The organism is Enterobacter cloacae complex sp. S3 (genome assembly GCF_014930495.1).
In the GTDB taxonomy this organism is placed as follows: Bacteria; Pseudomonadota; Gammaproteobacteria; order Enterobacterales; family Enterobacteriaceae; genus Enterobacter; species Enterobacter asburiae_B.
Window position 1 is genome coordinate 38,168 of sequence record NZ_JADBRD010000009.1, and the last position, 20,179, is coordinate 58,346.

The 20,179-nt window shown below is 54.4% G+C and carries 19 protein-coding genes; 5 read left to right on the top strand and 14 right to left on the bottom strand.

The window, feature by feature from the left end; translation table 11 throughout:
• The 4 genes from asr to IM317_RS04105 form a co-directional block, all read right to left on the bottom strand.
• The coding region (gene asr / locus IM317_RS23890) for an acid resistance repetitive basic protein Asr (protein WP_227010850.1) at positions 1-273 on the bottom strand (273 nt) is incomplete at its 3' end.
• Positions 274-447: 174 nt separating this feature from the next.
• Complete coding sequence (locus tag IM317_RS04095) at positions 448-972, bottom strand: thioredoxin fold domain-containing protein (RefSeq protein WP_223998181.1); 525 nt, start codon at positions 970-972, stop codon at positions 448-450.
• 170 nt (positions 973-1,142) lie between these two features.
• Positions 1,143-2,624, bottom strand: coding sequence for a carboxypeptidase M32 (locus IM317_RS04100; protein ID WP_033145377.1), 1,482 nt, complete (start codon positions 2,622-2,624; stop codon positions 1,143-1,145).
• A 74-nt stretch (positions 2,625-2,698) separates the two neighbouring features.
• Entirely contained in the window at positions 2,699-3,952 is a 1,254-nt protein-coding gene (locus tag IM317_RS04105; RefSeq protein ID WP_033145378.1) for an MFS transporter, read from the bottom strand.
• A gap of 121 nt (positions 3,953-4,073) precedes the next feature.
• On the opposite strand from IM317_RS04105, the gene IM317_RS04110 reads away from it, so the two are divergent.
• From IM317_RS04110 to bioD, 3 genes are all read left to right on the top strand, one after another.
• The gene (locus IM317_RS04110) at positions 4,074-5,006 is read left to right on the top strand and encodes a LysR family transcriptional regulator (protein WP_033145379.1); all 933 of its coding nucleotides are present in this window, start codon (positions 4,074-4,076) and stop codon (positions 5,004-5,006) included.
• A gap of 94 nt (positions 5,007-5,100) precedes the next feature.
• Entirely contained in the window at positions 5,101-6,321 is a 1,221-nt protein-coding gene (mlc, locus tag IM317_RS04115; RefSeq protein WP_023311510.1) for a sugar metabolism global transcriptional regulator Mlc, read from the top strand.
• A 130-nt stretch (positions 6,322-6,451) separates the two neighbouring features.
• On the top strand, positions 6,452-7,147 hold the full coding sequence (bioD, locus tag IM317_RS04120; RefSeq protein WP_023311511.1) for a dethiobiotin synthase: 696 nt from the start codon (positions 6,452-6,454) through the stop codon (positions 7,145-7,147).
• Here the strand turns inward: bioD and clcB are convergent.
• The 7 genes from clcB to IM317_RS04155 all read right to left on the bottom strand — a co-directional run bounded on the left by clcB (position 7,082) and on the right by IM317_RS04155 (position 13,720).
• Positions 7,082-8,392, bottom strand: a complete 1,311-nt coding sequence (gene clcB / locus IM317_RS04125; RefSeq protein ID WP_033145380.1) for a voltage-gated ClC-type chloride channel ClcB — start codon at positions 8,390-8,392, stop codon at positions 7,082-7,084. The genes bioD and clcB overlap by 66 nt on opposite strands.
• Before the next feature lie 102 nt (positions 8,393-8,494).
• On the bottom strand, positions 8,495-9,643 hold the full coding sequence (osmV, locus tag IM317_RS04130) for an osmoprotectant ABC transporter ATP-binding protein OsmV (protein WP_033145381.1): 1,149 nt from the start codon (positions 9,641-9,643) through the stop codon (positions 8,495-8,497).
• Positions 9,643-10,290 (bottom strand): osmoprotectant ABC transporter permease OsmW, encoded by a 648-nt coding sequence (osmW, locus tag IM317_RS04135; protein ID WP_033145382.1) that lies wholly within the window; start codon positions 10,288-10,290, stop codon positions 9,643-9,645. Before osmW ends, osmV begins: the two co-directional genes overlap by 1 nt.
• 8 nt (positions 10,291-10,298) lie before the next feature.
• On the bottom strand, positions 10,299-11,198 hold the full coding sequence (gene osmX / locus IM317_RS04140) for an osmoprotectant ABC transporter substrate-binding protein OsmX (RefSeq protein WP_033145383.1): 900 nt from the start codon (positions 11,196-11,198) through the stop codon (positions 10,299-10,301).
• Positions 11,199-11,216: 18 nt separating this feature from the next.
• On the bottom strand, positions 11,217-11,927 hold the full coding sequence (gene osmY, locus IM317_RS04145; RefSeq protein WP_033145384.1) for an osmoprotectant ABC transporter permease OsmY: 711 nt from the start codon (positions 11,925-11,927) through the stop codon (positions 11,217-11,219).
• A gap of 276 nt (positions 11,928-12,203) precedes the next feature.
• Positions 12,204-12,941, bottom strand: a complete 738-nt coding sequence (locus IM317_RS04150) for a YoaK family protein (RefSeq protein WP_033146530.1) — start codon at positions 12,939-12,941, stop codon at positions 12,204-12,206.
• Positions 12,942-13,096: 155 nt separating this feature from the next.
• On the bottom strand, positions 13,097-13,720 hold the full coding sequence (locus IM317_RS04155; protein ID WP_033145385.1) for a glutathione S-transferase family protein: 624 nt from the start codon (positions 13,718-13,720) through the stop codon (positions 13,097-13,099).
• Between the two features lie 353 nt (positions 13,721-14,073).
• Between IM317_RS04155 and IM317_RS04160 the strand changes: the two genes are divergently transcribed.
• Positions 14,074-14,703: a response regulator transcription factor gene (locus IM317_RS04160; RefSeq protein WP_033145386.1), complete on the top strand. Its 630-nt coding sequence runs from the start codon at positions 14,074-14,076 to the stop codon at positions 14,701-14,703.
• Positions 14,704-14,717: 14 nt separating this feature from the next.
• Positions 14,718-15,329: a helix-turn-helix transcriptional regulator gene (locus IM317_RS04165; RefSeq protein ID WP_080277771.1), complete on the top strand. Its 612-nt coding sequence runs from the start codon at positions 14,718-14,720 to the stop codon at positions 15,327-15,329.
• 89 nt (positions 15,330-15,418) lie between these two features.
• Here the strand turns inward: IM317_RS04165 and IM317_RS04170 are convergent, their stop codons facing one another.
• The 3 genes from IM317_RS04170 to IM317_RS04180 all read right to left on the bottom strand — a co-directional run bounded on the left by IM317_RS04170 (position 15,419) and on the right by IM317_RS04180 (position 19,237).
• Positions 15,419-16,027 (bottom strand): helix-turn-helix domain-containing protein, encoded by a 609-nt coding sequence (locus IM317_RS04170; protein ID WP_050595278.1) that lies wholly within the window; start codon positions 16,025-16,027, stop codon positions 15,419-15,421.
• A gap of 226 nt (positions 16,028-16,253) precedes the next feature.
• Positions 16,254-16,898 (bottom strand): molecular chaperone, encoded by a 645-nt coding sequence (locus IM317_RS04175; protein WP_158002594.1) that lies wholly within the window; start codon positions 16,896-16,898, stop codon positions 16,254-16,256.
• Positions 16,899-17,311: 413 nt separating this feature from the next.
• Complete coding sequence (locus IM317_RS04180; RefSeq protein ID WP_033145388.1) at positions 17,312-19,237, bottom strand: autotransporter outer membrane beta-barrel domain-containing protein; 1,926 nt, start codon at positions 19,235-19,237, stop codon at positions 17,312-17,314.
• Positions 19,238-20,179: the final 942 nt, after the last annotated feature.

The window sequence follows — 20,179 nt, forward strand, 5'->3', positions numbered from 1 at the left end:
TTTCTGTTCTACAGCCGGTTTAGCGGCTTTCTTGTGGTGCTTTTTGGCAGCCTGAGCTTTCTGCTCGGTTGGTGCTGCGGTTGCTGGCGCAGCGGCTTCTTTTTTCACTGCAGCTTTGTGATGTTTCTTATGGTGAACCGCTTTTGCTGGCGCAGCGGTGGTGGTTGCAGCAGGCGCGGCAGCCGGTGCAGCAGTTGCGGTAGTGTCAGCAGCAAATGCAGCAGAAGACAGACCCATAGCAGCGGCAACAACCAGAGCTAATACTTTATTCATTCTCATACCCTCGAATTTGGTTTTTCATTTAACCCCACTGCGGGGCCGTTGAAATAACTATATCCCTGTAAATTCGAGGTTTCCGTGAGTGATTGGTATCGGCGTGTAACGGAATGTACAGAGGGGAGGAAAGTGTACGAACAGGCCAAACGCCGCTGCTCGTACGGGCCTCTGTTATTTGTTCAGTGTGGCCAGAATAGCCGCCGGAGACTGACTGCCTATAATCGTCCGTGATTCAGGCTCGATCACCACCATTACCGGGGTGATGCTAATGCCCAGTCGTTCTGTCAGTGCAGATTGCCGCGCGATCAGATCGGAACAGGCTGTGGTGGTGTCGTTATCCGGTAAAAATCCCGCCATCGCTTGTTGCAGGCTTTTGACCTTATCGGTTGAACACCAGACGCGCCCCATATCTTCAATTACCGAGTCGCGAATGGCGTTGGGCGCAACGGTCAGAAACGACATCGTCAAACCGGCATCCGTATATTGCTTAACGTTTTTCACTACGTTGCTGCAGTAAATGCACTGATTATCAATAAACACCAGCAGCTTATATTTTTCAGCAGGAGCCTGAAACGTGATGGGCTGGAGGTCCGCAAGAGAGCGGGTAATATCGTTGAACGCGTCTTGCGGGGTATTATCCGTGGCTGCGAAAGTACTTAAACTGGTCGCACACAGAATGGCTAACATCGTTTTCATTATGCCTTTCATCATTCATCCCTTTTTTTTTTAATCCTGACCTGATGGCAGTCTAATTGTGTCGGAAGGACACGCATTCATACACCCGACACATTCATGACAACATGTGCTAAATCATATTCTTATTGAAAAGGGTGAGAAGAGTGCCGGAGCAGGCTCCGGCAGAGGAATTAAAGATAACGTGAGGTGAGATGTTGGCGGAAGTAACGGATATTCAGATCTTCACCCGTCGCCTGGGTGATTAATTGCGACGTGCTGAAACGGCTGCCGTGCTGCCAGATGTTCTGACGCAGCCACTCAAAGAGTGCGGAAAAATCGCCTTCAGCGATGGAGGCCTGCAGACCCGGCAGTGCGGTTCGGGCGGCATGGAACAGCTGCGCGGCGTACATAGCGCCAAGGGTGTATGACGGGAAGTAACCAAAACCGCCATCGGTCCAGTGGATGTCCTGCATACAGCCGTTGCGGTAGTTGTCTTTGGTGGATAATCCGAGCCAGGCCTGCATTTTCTCATCCCACAGTGCGGGAATATCGTCCACCTCGATCTCGCCGTTGATCAGCGCACGCTCAATCTCATAGCGCAGCACCACGTGTGCCGGGTAGCTCACTTCGTCCGCATCGACGCGGATATAGCCAGGCTTCACGCGCTGGTTCCAGGCAATAAAGTTCTCTTCGCTGAACGCCGCCTGGCTACCAAAGCGGGCGTGTACCGCAGGGAGAAGATGCCTGAGGAAGGCTTCACTACGCCCCAGCTGCATTTCAAAGAACAGGCTCTGTGACTCATGGATCGCGGTTGAGCGCGCCAGGGCAACCGGCTGTCCTGCCCACGCGCGCGGCAGGTTTTGTTCGTAGCGGGCGTGTCCGGTTTCGTGGATCACGCCAAACAGCGCGCTGAGCAGCTCATCTTCGTCATAGCGCGTGGTGATGCGCACGTCTTCCGGGACGCCGCCGCAGAATGGGTGTGCGCTCACGTCCAGGCGACCGCCGTTAAAATCGAAGCCAAGCATCTTCATGGCTTCCAGGCCCAGCTCACGCTGTGTTGCCGTCGGGAAGGGGCCTTGCGGCGGAATAAACGACCGTTGAGCCTGCTTTTCCACCACGTTTGCCAGCAGGTCCGGGAGCCAGGATTTCATATCGCCGAACAGAACGTCCAGACGCGCGCTGGTCATGTCGGGTTCAAAAATGTCCAGCAGCGCGTCGTACGGCGTACAGCCTTTGGCTTCGGCCCGCAGGCGAGCCTCTTCGCGGCTGAGTTTGACCACCTCTTTCAGGTTGGTGGAAAAACCCTGCCAGTCGTTAGCGGGGCGCTGAGTACGCCAGGCGTGTTCACACTTGCTGCCCGCCAGGGATTTGGCTTCCACCAGCGATTCCGGCAGCAGAGTGGCCTGCTGGTAGTGGCGCGTCATTTCGCGCAGGTTGGCCTGTTCGACATCATTCAGATCTTCACCTGCCGCCGCTAACAGGTCGCCGACTTTTTTATCGGTCAGGATCTGATGCTGCAGGACGCTCATCTCCGCGAGTGCTTCACCGCGCGCGGCGCTGCCGCCCGGCGGCATCATCGTGAACATGTCCCAGCTGGCGATGGAGGAGAGGTGGGAGAAGCGGGAGAGACGCTGGAAGGTGCGGGTGAGTTGTTGGTAGTTATTGTTTTTCATGAAGTCCTCGTGTCTGAATCAGCCGATGACAAAAATTAGCATCGGCTTGATTTAAACACGAAGGCGCTGGAATGTTAATGCAGACGTTTATGCAAACTGGTGCCCACCAGCAGCGCCGCGCACAGCATCAGCGCGATAAACCCGCCCACGCCGTTCCAGCCGTAGTTATGCCAGAACACGCCGCCGAGGGTCCCGGCGATGCTGGAGCCCAGGTAATAGCTGAACAGATACAGCGATGATGCCTGGCCTTTGGCGCGACGCGCGCGCGGGCCAATCCAGCTGCTGGCGACAGAGTGGGCGGCGAAGAACCCGGCGGAGAAGAGCAGCATCCCGGCAAAGATGAACCACAGCGAGGAAAAGAGCGTCAGCAGCAGGCCGAGTAACATCACGCCCGTGAATACCAGCAGTACCGGCCCGCGTCCATAGCGTGCGGTCATCGCCCCGGCTTTCGGCGAGCTCCACGTGCCGGTGAGATAGGCCACAGAAAGCAAACCGACAACGGCCTGATTCAGATGCCACGGCGATAGCATCAGGCGGTAGCCTATATAGTTAAACAGCGTGACGAAGGCGCCCATCAGCAGGAAGCCGATCAGAAACAGGCGCGGGAGCCCTTTGTCGCGCCAGTGCAGGCGGAAGTTGATAAACAGCGTTTTCGGGCGCAGCGATGTCGGGCGGAAATGACGCGATTCCGGCAGAATTTTCCAGAACATCAGCGCTGATGCCAGCGCAAAACATCCGATTACCGCCAGCGCAATACGCCAGTTAAAGAAGTCCGTAAACACCCCGCTCAGCAGGCGGCCGCTCATTCCGCCAATCGAGTTTCCGCTGATGTAAAGCCCCATAGAGAAAGCAACAAAGCTCGGGTGGATCTCCTCGCTGAGGTAGGTCATCCCGACCGCCGCCACGCCGCTGAGCGAGAGCCCAATCAGCGCGCGCATCACCAGAATACCGTGCCAGCTGGTCATCATGGTCGAGAGTAACGTACAGACCGACGCCAGCATCAGCGCGGTTACCATCACCGGTTTACGGCCAATGGCGTCGGACAGCGGCCCGGTAAAGAGCAGGCCAATCGCCAGCATGCCGGTAGAAACAGAGAGCGAAACGCTGCTGCTGGCAGGCGATACGCCAAACTCATGAGAGAGAACGGGCAGGATCGGCTGAACGCAATAGAGCAGGGCGAAGGTCGCCAGACCGGCGGAAAAGAGCGCCAGCGTGACGCGCATAAATTGGGGGGTACCACGTTTAATGAACTGGACCGGCTGCGGTGCTGCGGGTAAGTCATTGATATCTCTTGCCGGATCGATATCAATAGTCGTTGTACGGCTCACACAATTTCCTTGCTTAAACATCCCCGTGATTTCTGGTGACGGGTATGACCACCTGTTCAGGGTAGGAAAATGTAAATATTCTGTCTAATATATTAATAATCTCAAATGATACTTTAAAAATATGAATATCGAGCTGCGTCATCTTCGCTACTTTGTCGCCGTCGCCGAGGAGCTGCATTTTGGCCGCGCGGCGGCACGGCTGAATATCTCTCAGCCACCGTTAAGCCAGCAGATTCAGATCCTGGAGCAGCAGGTCGGGGCGCGCCTTCTGGCCCGCACCAACCGCAGCGTGAGCCTGACGGCGGCGGGTAAACAGTTCCTGATCGACAGCCGACAAATTCTGAGCATGGTCGATGACGCCGCCGCCCGTGCTGAACGGCTCTATCTCGGGGAAGCCGGAGAGCTTCGGATCGGGTTTACCTCGTCCGCGCCGTTTATCAGCGCCGTCTCGGAGACCCTTTCGTCATTTCGTCGCCATTTTCCGGATGTTCACATTCAGACGCGCGAAATCAACACCCGCGAGCAGATTGCGCCGCTGAATGAGGGAGCGCTGGATCTGGGGCTGATGCGTAACACCCAGCTGCCGGACACGCTGGCGTGGGAGGTTATCCTGCGCGAACCGCTGATGGCTATGATCCCGCACGATCACCCGCTGGCGTCGCGTCCGTCGGTTTCGCTGGCAGAGCTGGCAAAAGAGCCGTTTGTCTTTTTTGACCCGCAGGTCGGGACGGGCCTGTATGACGATATCCTGGGGTTGATGCGCCGCTACGATCTTGCCCCGGTCATCACACAGGAAGTAGGGGAAGCGATGACCATCATCGGCCTGGTCGCGGCCGGTCTGGGCGTGTCTATTCTTCCGGCCTCCTTTAAGCGGGTGCAACTGCGCGAAATGCGCTGGGTGAGCATCGCCGAAGAGGATGCCGTTTCCGAAATGTGGCTGGTGTGGTCAAAACACCGTGAACAGAGCCATGCCGCACAGCGCTTCAAACAGCAGCTAATGAGCGCCTCTGCCGGGCGGCATTTTCACGCAAAAGAGGGTAAAAATGTGCGGTAAATCACATGGCTAAGTAAATATTTGACGACGGCCATGCAAGTGCTTCACCATAGCAAACAGTTTATTTCGAAGCTCGAAAATAAGGGAGTACGAGGTGGTTGCTGATAGTCAGCCAGGGCATATCGATCAGATTAAGCAGACCAACGCTGGCGCGGTGTATCGCCTGATTGATCAGCTTGGTCCGGTTTCGCGTATCGATCTTTCGCGCCTGGCACAACTGGCACCTGCCAGTATCACCAAGATTGTCCGCGAGATGCTGGAAGCGCACCTGGTTCAGGAGACGGAAATTCAGGAGCCGGGCAGCCGCGGTCGTCCGGCAGTCGGGCTGGTGGTTGAAACGGAAGCGTGGCACTACCTGTCACTGCGCATCAGCCGGGGGGAGATCTTCCTTGCGCTGCGCGACCTGAGCAGCAAGCTGGTGGTGGAAGACCGGCTTGAACTGCCGCTCAACGCTGAGGAACCGCTCCTCGACGCGATTGTCTCGCATATCGATCACTTCTTTATCCGCCATCAGCAGCGGCTTGAACGCTTAACGGCGATTGCCATCACCATGCCGGGCATTATTGATACCGAAAACGGTATTGTTCACCGCATGCCGTTTTACGACGATGTCAAAGAGATGCCGCTGGGCGAGGTGCTGAAAAATCATACCGGCGTGCCGGTCTATATTCAGCATGACATCAGCGCCTGGACAATGGCGGAGGCGCTGTTTGGCGCGTCGCGCGGTGCGCGGGATGTGATTCAGGTGGTCATCGACCATAACGTTGGGGCGGGCGTGATTACCGACGGACGTCTTCTCCACGCCGGGAGCAGTAGCCTGGTGGAAATCGGTCATACCCAGGTCGACCCGTACGGCAAGCGCTGCTACTGCGGAAACCACGGCTGTCTGGAGACCATTGCCAGCGTGGAAAGCGTGCTGGAGCTGGCGCAGGTCAGGCTCAGCCAGTCCATGAGCTCTTCGCTGCACGGACAACCCCTGACGGTGGATTCCCTCTGCGCCGCCGCGCGCCAGGGCGATTTGCTGGCGAAGGACATTATTACCGGCGTGGGGAATAACGTTGGCCGTATACTGGCCATTATGGTGAACCTCTTCAACCCGCAAAAAATCCTTATTGGCTCACCGCTGAGCCAGGCGGCGGAGATCCTCTTCCCGGCGATTTCGGCCTGCATCCATCAGCAGTCGCTTCCCGCCTACAGCAAAAATATTGCGGTAGAAAGCACCCAGTTTTCCAACCAGGGAACCATGGCCGGCGCGGCGCTGGTCAAAGATGCCATGTATAACGGCTCGCTGTTGATCCGCCTGCTGCAGGGTTAACTCTTTTCCGCAGATGTAAGAAAAATTGCGCTATCTCAAGCCGGGTAGCGCACGCATCCCGTAGACTTCCTCCACTGAATTATTTACCTGGTTTATATTTTCGAAGCATACCCAAGAGGTGGAGTGAGTCATGCTTAAGCGTTTCTTTGTTACTGGTACAGATACCTCTGTCGGCAAGACCGTCGTATCCCGCGCATTGCTGCAGGCGCTGGCAGCAAGCGGTAAACGCGTGGCAGGGTACAAACCGGTCGCAAAAGGGAGTAAAGAGACGCCAGAGGGATTGCGTAATAAAGACGCTCTGGTGCTGCAAAGCGTCTCGTCGCTGGAACTGCCTTATCACGCGGTCAATCCCATTGCGTTAAGCGAAGAGGAGAGCAGCGTAGCGCACAGCGGCCTGATTAATTATCCCCTGTTGTCCGACGGCCTGGCGAACCTGAGCGAGAAGGTTGACCACGTGGTGGTGGAAGGGACGGGCGGCTGGCGCAGCCTGATGAATGATTTGCGCCCGCTGTCTGAATGGGTCGTACAGGAACAGCTTCCGGTGGTAATGGTGGTGGGTATCCAGGAAGGGTGCATCAACCACGCGCTGCTGACGGCGCAGGCGATCGCCAATGATGGCCTGCCGCTGATTGGCTGGGTGGCAAACCGCATTAACCCGGGCCTGGCGCACTACGCCGAGATCATCGACGTGCTGAGCAAAAAGCTGCCCGGGCCGCTGGTGGGTGAACTGCCTTATCTGCCCCGCGCCGAGCAGCGCGAGCTAGCGCAGTACATCGATCTCTCTGCCCTCGGTGGCGTGTTGACCGTAGACCGAGTCGTGGCGTAACGTCCGCGACAGCACGGACGCCACCACGCAGGCGACCAGCAGGCCGGGAAGTAAAAAATACTGCCCGGTCATTTCACAGACCATCAGCGCCGACATAATGGGCGCATGCGTGGTGGCGGCAAGTAGCGTTGCCATCCCCGCCAGCCCCAGCAAAATCGCCGTCTCAGAGCCCGGTAGCCACAGCGCGAAAAGCTGCGCGAACAGCATTCCTGTTGCCATACCGACAAACAGCGTGGGCGTAAACACCCCTCCGGGCGCGCCCGATCCGCTGCTCGCCAGTACCGCCAGCAGTTTACAGATGAACACCCCGGCAATCACCGACAGCAGCGGCGGGGCGAGCAGAAAAGCCTGAACCACGCTGTAGCCATTCCCCCACACCTTCGGCGTGAGAAGAGACAGCAGCCCGACGATCGCACCGCCCAGCGCCAGCTGCCACGGCGGCGAAAGCTTGAGGCGCAGGAAAAGCCCGTGGCTGACGTCCATCAGCCACATCAGCAGCGGTCCGCAGAGGCCCGCCACCAGCCCCATCGCGACGAGAAGAGCATAATCGGCCGCGGTGAGGATGCCGCTCAGATGGACCGCGTAGAGCGTACCCGCGCCCGGTGCCAGGAGCTGAGTGGTGAGAAGCGCCACCACCGCCGCGATCACCACGGGGCCGAGCGAGGCCAGCATCAGCGTGCCAAACAGAATTTCCGCGATGAACAGACTTCCTGCTAACGGAGCATGGTAGGCGCTGGCCATCCCGGCGGCGGCACCACAGGCTATCCATAATTTCCATTCGGATTTGGGCGTAAAGCGCCGGGCGAAAAGGGAGGCGGCGAGGGCGGCAAGCAGGATCATCGCCCCTTCACGCCCGATGGCGCTTCCGCTGGCCACAACCAGCAGCGAGGCAAGGGATTTCACAAGGCTGGCGCCGTAGTCAAACTGGCCGTCTCCGGTCTCCAGCGCTTCCATGTAATCGGTGGGGGCATGAGGCCGCTGCGCGGTCAGACGCTGCCATCCCCAGAGCAGCAGTCCGGCAGCCAGCCCACCCAGTGCGGGCGTCAATGCGCGTCGCCAGGGCGAGAGCGACGCGGCCGCATTCACCAGGCTGCCGCTGTCGTTGCTGAGAAGCAGCCACTCCAGCAGGTACATGCTGTGGCGGAATACCGCAACGGCGAGCGCGGCCAGCACGCCGGTGACGGTGGCAATCAGCAGGCGACGAAACATCGCGCGGATATCGGGGTAGGTATGAAGACGTTGCATGGGTCGCGTTTTAACGGGGACGATACGATATTGTGGCGGGAAATCGCGGGGTTAGCAAAAGGTCTGCGTGCGAAAAAGCCGGGCGATGCCCGGCCAGAAAGGTTAGCTGTCGCTATGAATATTCAGCGCCCGGCGCGTGCGCCCGGAGCTCAGGTACTCGGCAATATAGTCCTGCGAAATCTCGCCGTTGTAGCGACCGTCCTCATCAACAATCGGCATCCAGCTGGTATTACTCTCATACAGACGTGAAAGCACCACGCGCAGGTTGTCTTCCGCCTTGCCGGTCATCCGGAACGGATGGAGAATGTCGGCGCAGGTACCGCTGGCGTTACGCGCTTCGCGACGCTTCACAAAGCCCAGCGGTTTGCCGTGCTCGTCGACCACCGTAACGGCACGAATGTCATTATCATCCATGGTCGCAAAGGCTTCGGGAAGCGGAGTAGAGCCCCGCACCGTAATGGTCGGCTGCTGGTCGGTGACGTCGCCCGCCGATACCAGCAGCAGACGCTTCAGCGTCCGGTCCTGACCGACAAACGAGCCGACAAACTCGTTCGACGGTTTCGCCAGCAGTTCATCCGGGCTGGCGCACTGCACGATTTTTCCCTGACGGAACACCGCAATACGGTCGCCGAGCTTCAGGGCTTCGTCGATATCGTGGCTGACCAGCATGACGGTTTTTTTCAGCTTGCGCTGCATCTCCAGGAACTGGTTCTGGATCACCTCGCGGTTGATCGGGTCCACCGCGCCGAAGGGTTCATCCATCAGCAGTACCGGAGGATCCGCCGCCAGGGCGCGGATGACGCCGATACGCTGCTGCTGGCCGCCGGACATCTCGCGCGGGTAGCGGTTGAGGAACTTATGCGGATCCATCGCCACCATATCCATCAGCTCTTCGGCGCGGGTTTTGCAGCGCGCTTTATCCCAGCCCAGCATGCGCGGCACGACGGTGATGTTCTCTTCGATGGTCATGTTCGGGAACAGGCCAATCTGCTGGATAACGTAGCCAATGTTGCGGCGCAGGGTGACGGTGTCCATCCCGCTGGTGTCTTCACCGTTGATCAGGATTGTCCCGCTGCTTGGGGTAATGAGGCGGTTAATCATCTTCAGGGTGGTGGTCTTCCCGCAGCCGGAGGGGCCGAGCAGGACGCACATTTCCCCTTCGGGTACGGTCAGGTTAACGTTGTCGACGGCCTTAAAGGACTGGCCGTGCTTCTGTGAAAATTGTTTGGTGAGGTTTTCCAGTTTTATCATTATCGAATCCCCTTTGGAGTCAGAACCACCTGCAGACGGTGCAGCAGCCAGTCGAGCACAATCGCTAAAAGACAAATCATCAGCGCGCCCGCAATCAACATGCGAATATCGCTTCCGCCAATGCCGTTGAGCAGCAGCAGGCCCAGACCGCCCGCGCCGATCACGGCGGCAATCGCCATCACGCCGATATTCATCACCACGGCGGTGCGGATCCCGCCGAAAATCACCGGCAGCGCCATCGGGATTTCAACCCAGCGCAGCCGCTGCCAGAAGGTCATGCCGATGCCGCGCCCGGCTTCGCGCAAGCCCGGCGGCAGACTGTCGAGCGCCGTATGGGTGTTACGCACAATCGGCAGCAGCGAGTAGAGAAACACCGCCGTGATCGCGGGCAGGGCGCCAATACCCTGACCGATCAGCGAAAACAGCGGGATCATCAGGCCAAACAGGGCGATGGACGGAATGGTCAGCACGATGGTAGCAATCCCCAGCACCGGCGTTGTCAGCCACTTATGGCGGACAATCAGAATCCCCAGCGGTACGCCGATGATGATGGCTAAACCTACGGCCAGCGCCACCAGCCACAGGTGCTGAAGGGTGAGGGTTAAGAGGTAATCCCAGTTGTCGAGAATGTAGTGAATCGTCTCCATAGCGCCTCCTACAGCAGCTGTTTGCTACGCAGGAAATCGCGGGCGACCTGCTGCGGTGACTGATGGTCGATATCCACCTTCTTATTCAGCTCGGTGATAACGTCGTTGTTGAGCTGCGCCGAGAGGGTGTTGAGCGCCTCTTCCAGACCGGGGTTGGCCTCCAGCGTGTCCTTACGCACCACCGGCGTCACCGCGTAGCTCGGGAAGAAGCCTTTATCGTCTTCCAGCACCTTGAGGTCGAAGCCTTTCACGCGCCCGTCGGTGGTGTAAATCAGACCGGCGTCAACGAAGCCGTCGCGCACCGCGTTATAGACCAGACCGGGGTCCATCTGACGGATTTGCGGGCGGTCCAGATCCATCTTGTAGGCCGCCTGCAGCGGCTTCATGCCGTCGCTGCGCCCGGCAAATTCCAGATCTAATCCCAGCAGCCAGTTTTTGTCCGGGTTGGTTTTACGGACCTGCTCGATCTTCGCCACCATCTCTGACATGGTGTTGATGTGTTCCGCCTCGGCGCGCTTGCGCTGCATGGCGAAAGCGTAGGTGTTGTTCATGTCGGCGGGCTTGAGCCAGACCAGACCGTGCTTCGCGTCCAGGCGTTTCACCGTCTCATAAGACTCCTGCGGCGACATGCGCTTGTTGATGTGGTTAAAGATGATCAGCGACGTGCCTGTATACTCCCAGGTCATGTCAATCTGCTTGTTGATCATCGCGTTGCGGGAGATCACCGTGGCAATGTTGGTTTGCGGCTGGACCTGGAAACCTTTCTTTTGCAGGTACTGCACGGTCATCGCCGAGAGTATATGCTGCTCGGTAAAGCTCTTGGTCGCCAGAATCAGCGGGGCCGCCATCGCCTGGCTGGTGAACAGCGCCGCGGCACACAGCGCCGTCAGGCCGGAAAACAGTCTCATAAAAGCTCCTTGTTATTGTTATCGAGCGAGATGGGGACTCATCGCGCGACCCAGCGCCGCCAGCAGGGTATCGAGGATCAGGGCGAACAGGGCGGTGGCCGCCGCGCCGAGGATCAGGGTCGGGAAATCGTTCAGGTAGATACCGGGGAAAATCAGCTCGCCGTAGCTGCTGGCGCCAATCAGGAACGCCAGCGGCGCGGTACCGACGTTAATGGCGGTGGCGATGCGGATCCCCGAGAGCATGACCGGCCAGGCGGCTGGCAGCTCAACCTGACGCAGACGCTGCCATTTAGTCATCCCGATACCGTTTGCCGCTTCCAGCAGCGACGGCGGGACCGAGCACAGCCCGGCGTAGGTATTGCGCACGATTGGCAGCAGCGAGGCGAGGAACAGGGCGATGATGGCGGGCGTATCGCCAATGCCAATCACCACCATCGCCAGCGCCAGTACGGCCAGCGGCGGGAGCGTGTTGCCGACGTTGAAGATTTGCATCACATATTCGGCGATACCCCGCGCGGCCGGGCGGCTCAGCAAAATACCGGCCGGAATACCGACCAGCAGGGCAAAAAACATCGAAGAGAAAACCAGAATCATGTGCTGTTGCCCGAGATAGACCAGGTCAACCTGGCGCGCCCCGATCGTCTCCAGCCCGATGCCCCAGACGAGAAGGGCGAGGACCACGATAATGGCGCCGACAAACAGCAGCGAACGTTTGAGTAATGGGTGCATTGCGGTGTGTCTCCCTGTGCGCATGCGTTATAGCAACCACCGGTTGCCTGTTGTTATGCCATGTTTCGGCAGGGGTATTTCACCTATAGCAAGCGTTTGGGAAGGGTTCCAGCGAAGGGGTAAAATCAGTAACCCTATGAAAACAGTGACAACCTTGGGTTAAGCCTTATGGCATAAGGGCTGATTGAGGGTCAGGCAGAATAGTCCTAAAGCGAATTTTTAGATGTGACGGTGTCACATCTAAAGAGCTCATACGCCGGATATCGGTCATTAACTTCAAAGAGAGGCACGAACCCGTCGAACCCGCGTCGAGACGGTGATAATTGAAACGATAGCGACCACGGCGAGCATCAACCCGAGCGCCAGCATGGCGTTAAACCCGATCCATCTGAACAGCAGCAGCCCCGCGATACCGCCCGAAATAAACGAGAAAAGGGTGGTTAAGTGGGTTTTCAGCTGGCTTTTTTGTGCCGCCGTATCTTTGGAGTAATCCCTGCGCAGCATCGCCACCAGTACCGAGGCCAGGGATATCCCCGCGTCCGTCAGCGTGCCGGTAATGTGCGTCGATCTCACCCGTCCGCCTGAAAGCTGCGTGGAGGTGGAGTTATGAATGCCCATTAGTCCGCACAGAAAAAGAATAATCACGCGGTTGCTGGTGAGGGCATGAAAATACATCTCGTAGAAGGATACGCCGGTCAGTAATAACCCTTCGACAAACAGGATCTGGCAAAAAACCAGCCTGACGTTATGGATAATGCCCCATATCACAATCATGCGCGCAACAATGGCGCCTGCGACAAAAGAGAGAATAATCGAGCCGAAGAAAATCATATCGCTCAGATCGGTGGAAGAGACTTCGCTGGATAACTGGGAGGTGTTGCCGGTCATGTGTGAGGGGAAAAAACCAAATGCCCCGAGAGCGATGGCATTCAGCAAACCTGCCGAGGTCGCCAGCCAGAGAGCAAGCCGGCGATCCTCCTTATGCGTTCGTTCTTTCTTGAGTCTAATCAGCAAGAATACCTCCAGATTGAGCTTTGCCTGAATATTCAGGCTAGCAAAGCGGCGCAACGGGCTGTCCAGGATATGGCTTAATTATTATTCCCTCTGACGACTTTCAGGGTTTAGTAATTAATTAAAATATCCTTACTCAAAATGGGGTCGAGAATACTTTAAATCATGCCGTTATTTCCGTGACGCAAAAACGCCGGTCGCTGGTTAAGGCGTTCAAACCAGGCCTCAATCGCGGGCACGTCGGGCTTATCAAAGGGCGTCATTTTCCAGCGATTCACCGACAGCCCAAGCACCACGTCCGCAAGGGTAAACGTCTCGCCTGCCGCAAAGGCGCCGGTGCGCTGCAGCTGGTTTTCCAGGATGGTGATGCAGTGGTTCCACTCTTTTATTCCCGCCGCAATACGTTCAGGATCGTTAAAGTCCGGGTTTTTACGCCCCAGCGCCGGGAAGACATAGCGCCAGGCGTTGTTAAATTCGGTCGCCTGCCAGTCCATCCAGCGCTCGACGTTGGCGCAGGCCTGCGGTTCTGCGGGCAGCAGATCGTGACGTCCGGCCTTGCGCGCCAGGTAACGGCAGATGGCGTTGGATTCCCACAGCACGAAATCGTCATCGATCAGCACCGGCACCATGGCGTTGGGATTCAGCGCGCGGAAGGCCTCCGTTTCCGTTGAGGCAAAACCGCTGCCGTAATCTTCCTGTAGATATTCGAGGCCTGCTTCTTCGCAGGTCCAGAGCACTTTACGAACGTTAATGGAGGTGGTTTTGCCGAGGATGGTGATCATTGCGCAGGTGTCCTTTAGAGGAATGAATTGTCTAAAAACAATACACCAGTTGCGCGGGGAAGGTTGGGGCAAAATTTAGTGGGATGTACTGTCTTGCCCAATCGACCCCTTCCGGCGGATGCCTATCTTTTTGCTGTCTCAGACAACTGCGCCGCGCTCGTACCGCAGGAGTTGTCGATGGTACAAAGCCAGCGATCATCGTTTTCCTGCCGAAAAAAATAAATTCCGCCCCAGGAATCCCCTGGAAAATAATTATCTGCAATTGACATCCTTTATTGGACACAAAACCACTCCAATATTGCAGCATGTTTATCTAATATTATCTATATTGACTTATATTTATAAATGATACGATGTTACAGCAAAAAATAACAGAAATTATACTTTATGAACCTCGGCCACTGTTTCGCAATGCGGCCAAAAACAGCATCCAGGCCGTCAATGGCTCTCTGTTAGTGATTGAACCAGACGCGCTAATAGAGGAGGTGCCCCCTTTTAATGATCAAACATCTTTATTCGCTGCAGGCGTTAGTGGTGCCGGTGAAGAAATATATTCTCTATTACGGATAATTCATCATCTGATAATGCAGGGAAAAGAAATTATCGTCTGGGTCGCAAAACGGGATGACCTGCTTATCAGACTGATGTACGAGCTTGGTGTACAGACGCTACTCTGCGAAAATTATTTGGAAGAAGAACTCGCTCAGCGCATGTTATCCAAAAATTTCAGTTCAGGATATTTGCCTTTACGCTCCCCTCTAATAAATAACATGAATAGAAAAAATAGGCTCACACACTCTGAACTGAATATTCTTATCGACTGCGCCCGAGGTCTGAGTGCCTATGAGATCGCCAGTCTGCGCCATATGGGATATAAAACGGTCTTCACCCATAAACAAAACATCCGGTTACGTCTGAGCCTGCAAAAGTCAGCCAGTTGGCTGGATCTGCTTAACCGTTTGGATCAGATTTATTCAATCTGAACATCTGGAGAACTATGTTTACTTTTACTGTTTGTTCCCGTGTGGTTCATCCGACTCTACTGAACGGGTTTATATCCAGCCTGAAGGCTTTTCGCGAACAAAACCCTGACTGGAAATATGAACTTACACGGCATGATAACGCGCATCTGACTTTGCTTGATTTCACCGCATATGACACGCTTACTGATATCTCCGCCGCGGAGTACGAAAGTCTCTGCCGGTCAGGTGAAGGAACTGCTCTGGTTATGCTCTCTGCATGTCAGGAGAAGCTGGCGCATCAGCTCATGAGGTCATACCGATGTTCACTGCTTTGTGTGGATGAACGTCTGCTGGAACTGCGTGAGTTAATAAAACACAGTATGAAAAAACAACGTTATATCAGTGCTCACTTCCTGCGACTGCAGGAGCAGGAGAATAATATAACCGACGGTATGATTTTTACCGATGCAGAAAAAAAAGTACTTATTGGCCTGAAAAGCGGTAAAACCGGGATTGAATTATCACGTGAAATGTTTCGAAGTCAGAAAACGATCAGTACCCATAAGCGAAAGATTATGTTTAAGCTGGGGGTTAAGAATGATCTGCAACTGCGTAAAGCGATACAAAAGCTCCAGCCGCCGCTGTGATGCGGCAGCTGTACTTACGTCAGGTAATTTATCCCCCGGTATTGTTTGTCAGATATAACGGACCTGTGTTAATTATCCGTTAAAAGCGCTTAATATTTTTCAGGCAATTTATTAATTTTTATCAGAATACCTCGATTGATCTCAATATAACCACCGATACGCAAATCGCCCAGTATTTTCATAACACGACTGCGTGAAAGTCGGGTTTTTTCGAGAATATAATCACTGACGTTGACATGACCACTCAGCGCTTCATCTTCATTCATCAGGGCAATCAAATTCAGTCGTATCAACTCATAGGTGGAGAGCCCGACGGATGAGTAGTGGGCGACCAGCAGTTGCCGGACGGCATACATATAACAGTATGCGGCCTCTTTCCATAATCCCTTCGTACTGATGACGTCAAGCATCTCTTTTGTGGGCAGGATCTCATAGCTAACATTTCTGTAGGCCTTTATAAAAATGTCGGCGTTGGTGTCAATTAATTCGTTCATGCCAGTAATCATTGGGGCTTTGATGTATTTGATTAGAAGCCGATCGCTGCTTCGGTATATCGCAACGACTCCCTCATGCAGGATAAACGTTACTGGCTCGGTTTTCTTCTCCAGCGAAATGAGCTGGCGTGGCTTACCACTCTGGATCCGCCTGGTGTCAGAGGCTGCCTCGATCAGGGTATTGAAATGTGTTTCAGGTTTCATACTTATGGCTACCAAAAAAATTATAATTGTTAATGTATGATAGAAGAGTTTGTTGAAAAGATGATAAAAATTCCGAATCAGAACGTATCGATACAATCAGTCAGGAGGTTGATAAGGCTCTGAACAGAATATGGGGTTGGAGGATTAGCTTCATCTGGACATCCTTGTGAGAAAAAACAAACATGAAACCGCCTTCTGATAGCGGTTTTGCGTACGCAGCTCGTCCTCAGTTGTATGCAAATGACATGGTAAAAACAGGACTGATTTTACCGGGTATGTTGCCAGAGGCCATACTCAAAGTATGTGTATGGATTTTAAAGGTCGGCGTGCCAACTGCTGAGGCAGTATCGATAATCCCTGTTTTCCCGCCGCTGTAGGCCTCATAAGAAAGTCCTTCAAACCGCTCGCCTGTAACATGCCACTTGAGTTTATCGCTCTGTTTTTCAACGTGGGCATCTTTTAGCGCGTCAGGGCGATAGATGGGTTTGATACTGGTCGCGGCGGCAATCTGTAGCGTCTTATTTTCCTTAGACGCAAACGGAATCGCCTTGACGCGAAGCCTGTACATCGACTCTTTATCCTGGGAAAGCGTGCCTGCAATAACAAGGCGCTTTAGGTTCTCTTTACCGCCTTCCTGGTGACAGAAGGGAAGAATGATGAGGTGGGGGGATTTGTGCACGTCGTTGTTAAGATTTTTCACTACCGCCTCAATTAAATACGGTGCACTGAACGGGTTGCGCACGATTAATGAAACTTCTTTTTTTGCTGCTTTATCTAAAAAACGGGTGCCGCGGAAATTGACAGTGTCGGAGGTATTATGAATGAGGGCAATTGCAACGCAGCCAGTTAATATAGGTAATGTGGCTTTCAATCCTGACTCCACAATAATTAATTTAAACAAACTCCGTAATATTATTATCTGGAGCTCCTTGCAGATCTTAAAAGATGATACTGGCGAAGATAAAAAAAGTCTTTTTTTGTAAGTCCTTAAAAGGATTGTGTTCAGATTGTTACATCAGACAAAATTTCTTTATTTGTCCGCTATTATCATAAAACCGTGTTTATGAACCAACCTGATGTATCTGCAGGCAGGGCTCTTTGGTTGCTGGATTGCAATGGGTTTCTGAGGTGAGGGCGGTAGAGGCGGAGGAGAAAGCTAGCTGCACAGAAACGCGTTACCTTTTGTGCATCCGGAAGCTTTGTAAAAGGACGTTATCCTTGCAGGCTTTTCGTAAAAAAAAACCGGGCATAACATTATGCCCGGTTTTCGCTCCTGTCATTAAATTACCAGGTGTAGCTGACACCGGCATTCAGCTGCCATGGAGACTCGTAGTGATCCTGACCTTTGGCATAGTTCGCCCCGGCCCATCCGCTCAGGTTTTTGCTGAGCTTCACATCCGCGCCCAGGCCAACGATGCCGCGTGAACCGTCGGTGCTGTCGTTGATTTTTTCGCCGTTGATGTCCATGGTGTTGCTGTTCTCGGTTTCACCCGCAACGGCCAGATGCACATACGGACGGACCTCGGTGCCATTGTTCAGCGCCATCGCCGTACCGACATTCACACCGCCTTCCAGACCCAGTGACGTGCTGCCGTCATCTTTCGTGTGCAGGCCATTTTTCAGCTTGTAGTCGACGCTGTTATAGCGGGCATAAGAAATCTGGGCATAAGGTTCGATATACCAGGCATTAAACTGCTTGTGGTAGCCCGTTTTGAAAGCTCCGCCGAAGCCATTGTTGTTATAGTCGCCGGTGGTATGACCGCCGTCCAGAGACGTCACGCTGATGTCGTTTTTCAGGTGCGTGCCCTTGATGCTGGCATCAAAGAACAGACCGTTGTTCAGGCGCAGTGAGGTATACAGTGAGGCGCCGTAGCTGTCGACATCAGTACCTGCACTGCCGCCGTCATGCATGTTCACATCCGAATACCCGCGGGTGGCGGCAAAACCGAACAGCAGGTTGCCCGGCGCGATATCGACACGCTTGTCAGCACCTAACATAAAGCCGTTGTTGGTCTGATCGTAGGCAGAACTGGTCTGCTCGACCTGCTGACGGTGGTAGCCGCCGTAGTAGCTGCCCCAGGCGTTCACCGTGCCGTCGCTGCTGCCGGTGAGGCGCTCGTTATCCAGACGGCGGTTCAGCACATCCTGCTCGTCGCTCCAGATGCTCATCGCTGCCGCACGGGTATTCACTACAGCCTGCGCGGCGGTTGAGAGCGTGCGTGAATCCGGGTTCGGGTTCGGATTCGGGCCAGGGGCCGGGTCTGGCGTCGGTTCTGGCGTAATGTTATCAAGGATCACGCTGGTTGACCCGTCTGCGTTAGCCACGCTGCGTGATTCGTAACGGTAAACCCCGACATCGCTCTGCATGGAGTTGAAGGTCGCACCGGAACCGTCCGTCACCTGAACAATGGTGTTGCCGGTCATATCGCCCGCCGCACCGCTGGAGCTGGAGGTGACGCCGGCATTAAAGCTGCCGGTAGCCTTGTCGGCCGTGAGCACGAAGGCTGAACCGGTTTCCGCGTTATACGTGGAGTAAATGGTGGATGCCGTCGGGCTGGCCGCCGCCAGCAGCGTGGTCGGTGCGCTGTCGGACAGGCTTGCGGTGTGGATATTCCCGCCGTCCATCACGATGGTGCTGCCACCGGTCAGGCTGATGGCATCGACATCCGTGGCCGCGTTGTTGATCCAGGTTGAGCCGTTGCTGATATTCAGCGCCAGCGCGCCGGTACCGGTTTTCCCGGCGCTGCCGGTCCAGGCTGAGCTGTCGATGTTCACCGACTGGTCAGCACCTGAAGAGGTGGTGATGGCGCCGGACAGGGTAGAGCCGGTGAAATCGACCGTATCCACCGCGCTGGTGCCGGAGAACTGCAGCAGATTGGTTTTGCCGGTGACGGTGGAATCTTTCACGTTTACGGTGCTGCCAGCGGTATCGCCATTGAGAACAATGGCATTATCGCCATCGACAAGAGAATGATTATTCACATTCAGCGTAAAACCGCCACCTAGTGAAACACCATTGCCTTCAGCGGAATGCACAGTGGAATCATCGACAATGATGGTATTATTTTCATTGTCACTGACGTCAACAGTGTAGATCCCATATTTCTCGCCGTTTAGTGTTGTGCCTTTCGACAACGTTACGGTGCTATTTTTGTTACCGTCATCATAATAAAGGCCTGTATCGTCGGACGTTATAATCGTGTTAGACACATCGTAACTGCATCCGAGGACTTGTCGTAATCGAAGACCACTGGCAACAGCATTTATCGTTGAGTCCACTATATTGATACTACCGGCGAAACTACCATTAGAATAGACGCCACGACCATCCGATATAATCTTACTGTTATTTATATGGACAGTATCGGATCCTAGAGTCATTCTCAGACCATTGTCATCCGCGCTCCCGCCATTAGCGATCAATGTGGAGTTAGAAATATCAACACTAGTCGCGTTATCGATGGACGAGCTTTCCCAGAAAAATACTGCCGCAGATCCACCCGTAACAGTCGCATGATCGATATTTAATTTTGCGTCAATAGCCTGACCATTGATATCATTCCGGCCGTAAATACCATATAGCGAACCACTAACCTCGGCGTTATCCGTAACGTTAACCACACTTCCTTTAGAGGTGTTTATATCTATACCTACATTCCCGCCAGAAATAGTGGTTCCCGCACCGCTGACATTCAGTGTTGCGCCTTTCGTAGGGTCCGATGAAGCAAGGTTAATCTTTACACTAGTTTGATCTGCAGCATTACTTATCTTGCTACCACCATTAATATTAACAATATCGTCAGAATTATCAACTAACACTCCGTCGGTGATAGTTTGTCCGGTAATATCCGTTGTACTACCTACGGCCTGCGTCGAAAAAAGTCCTGTCGAATAGAGAACACCCAGTACAAAAATATTAACTGGATTGGTTTTAAGTTTAAAACAATTAGACTGTTTCATTGCGTCTGCCATGTTGCACCATAGAGTGTGGTTTGCCATAAAAATGAATCGATACATTGCGACGAGCAATTTTAATTGCGGCCGACTAGAAAGTTCAGAAATTTTACTTTCACTTAAGAAGAAAAACTCCGAAAATATAGTCCTCTTTAGTACTTTTATCCCCAGACATCAGGCGGGTGTTGCAATCGACTG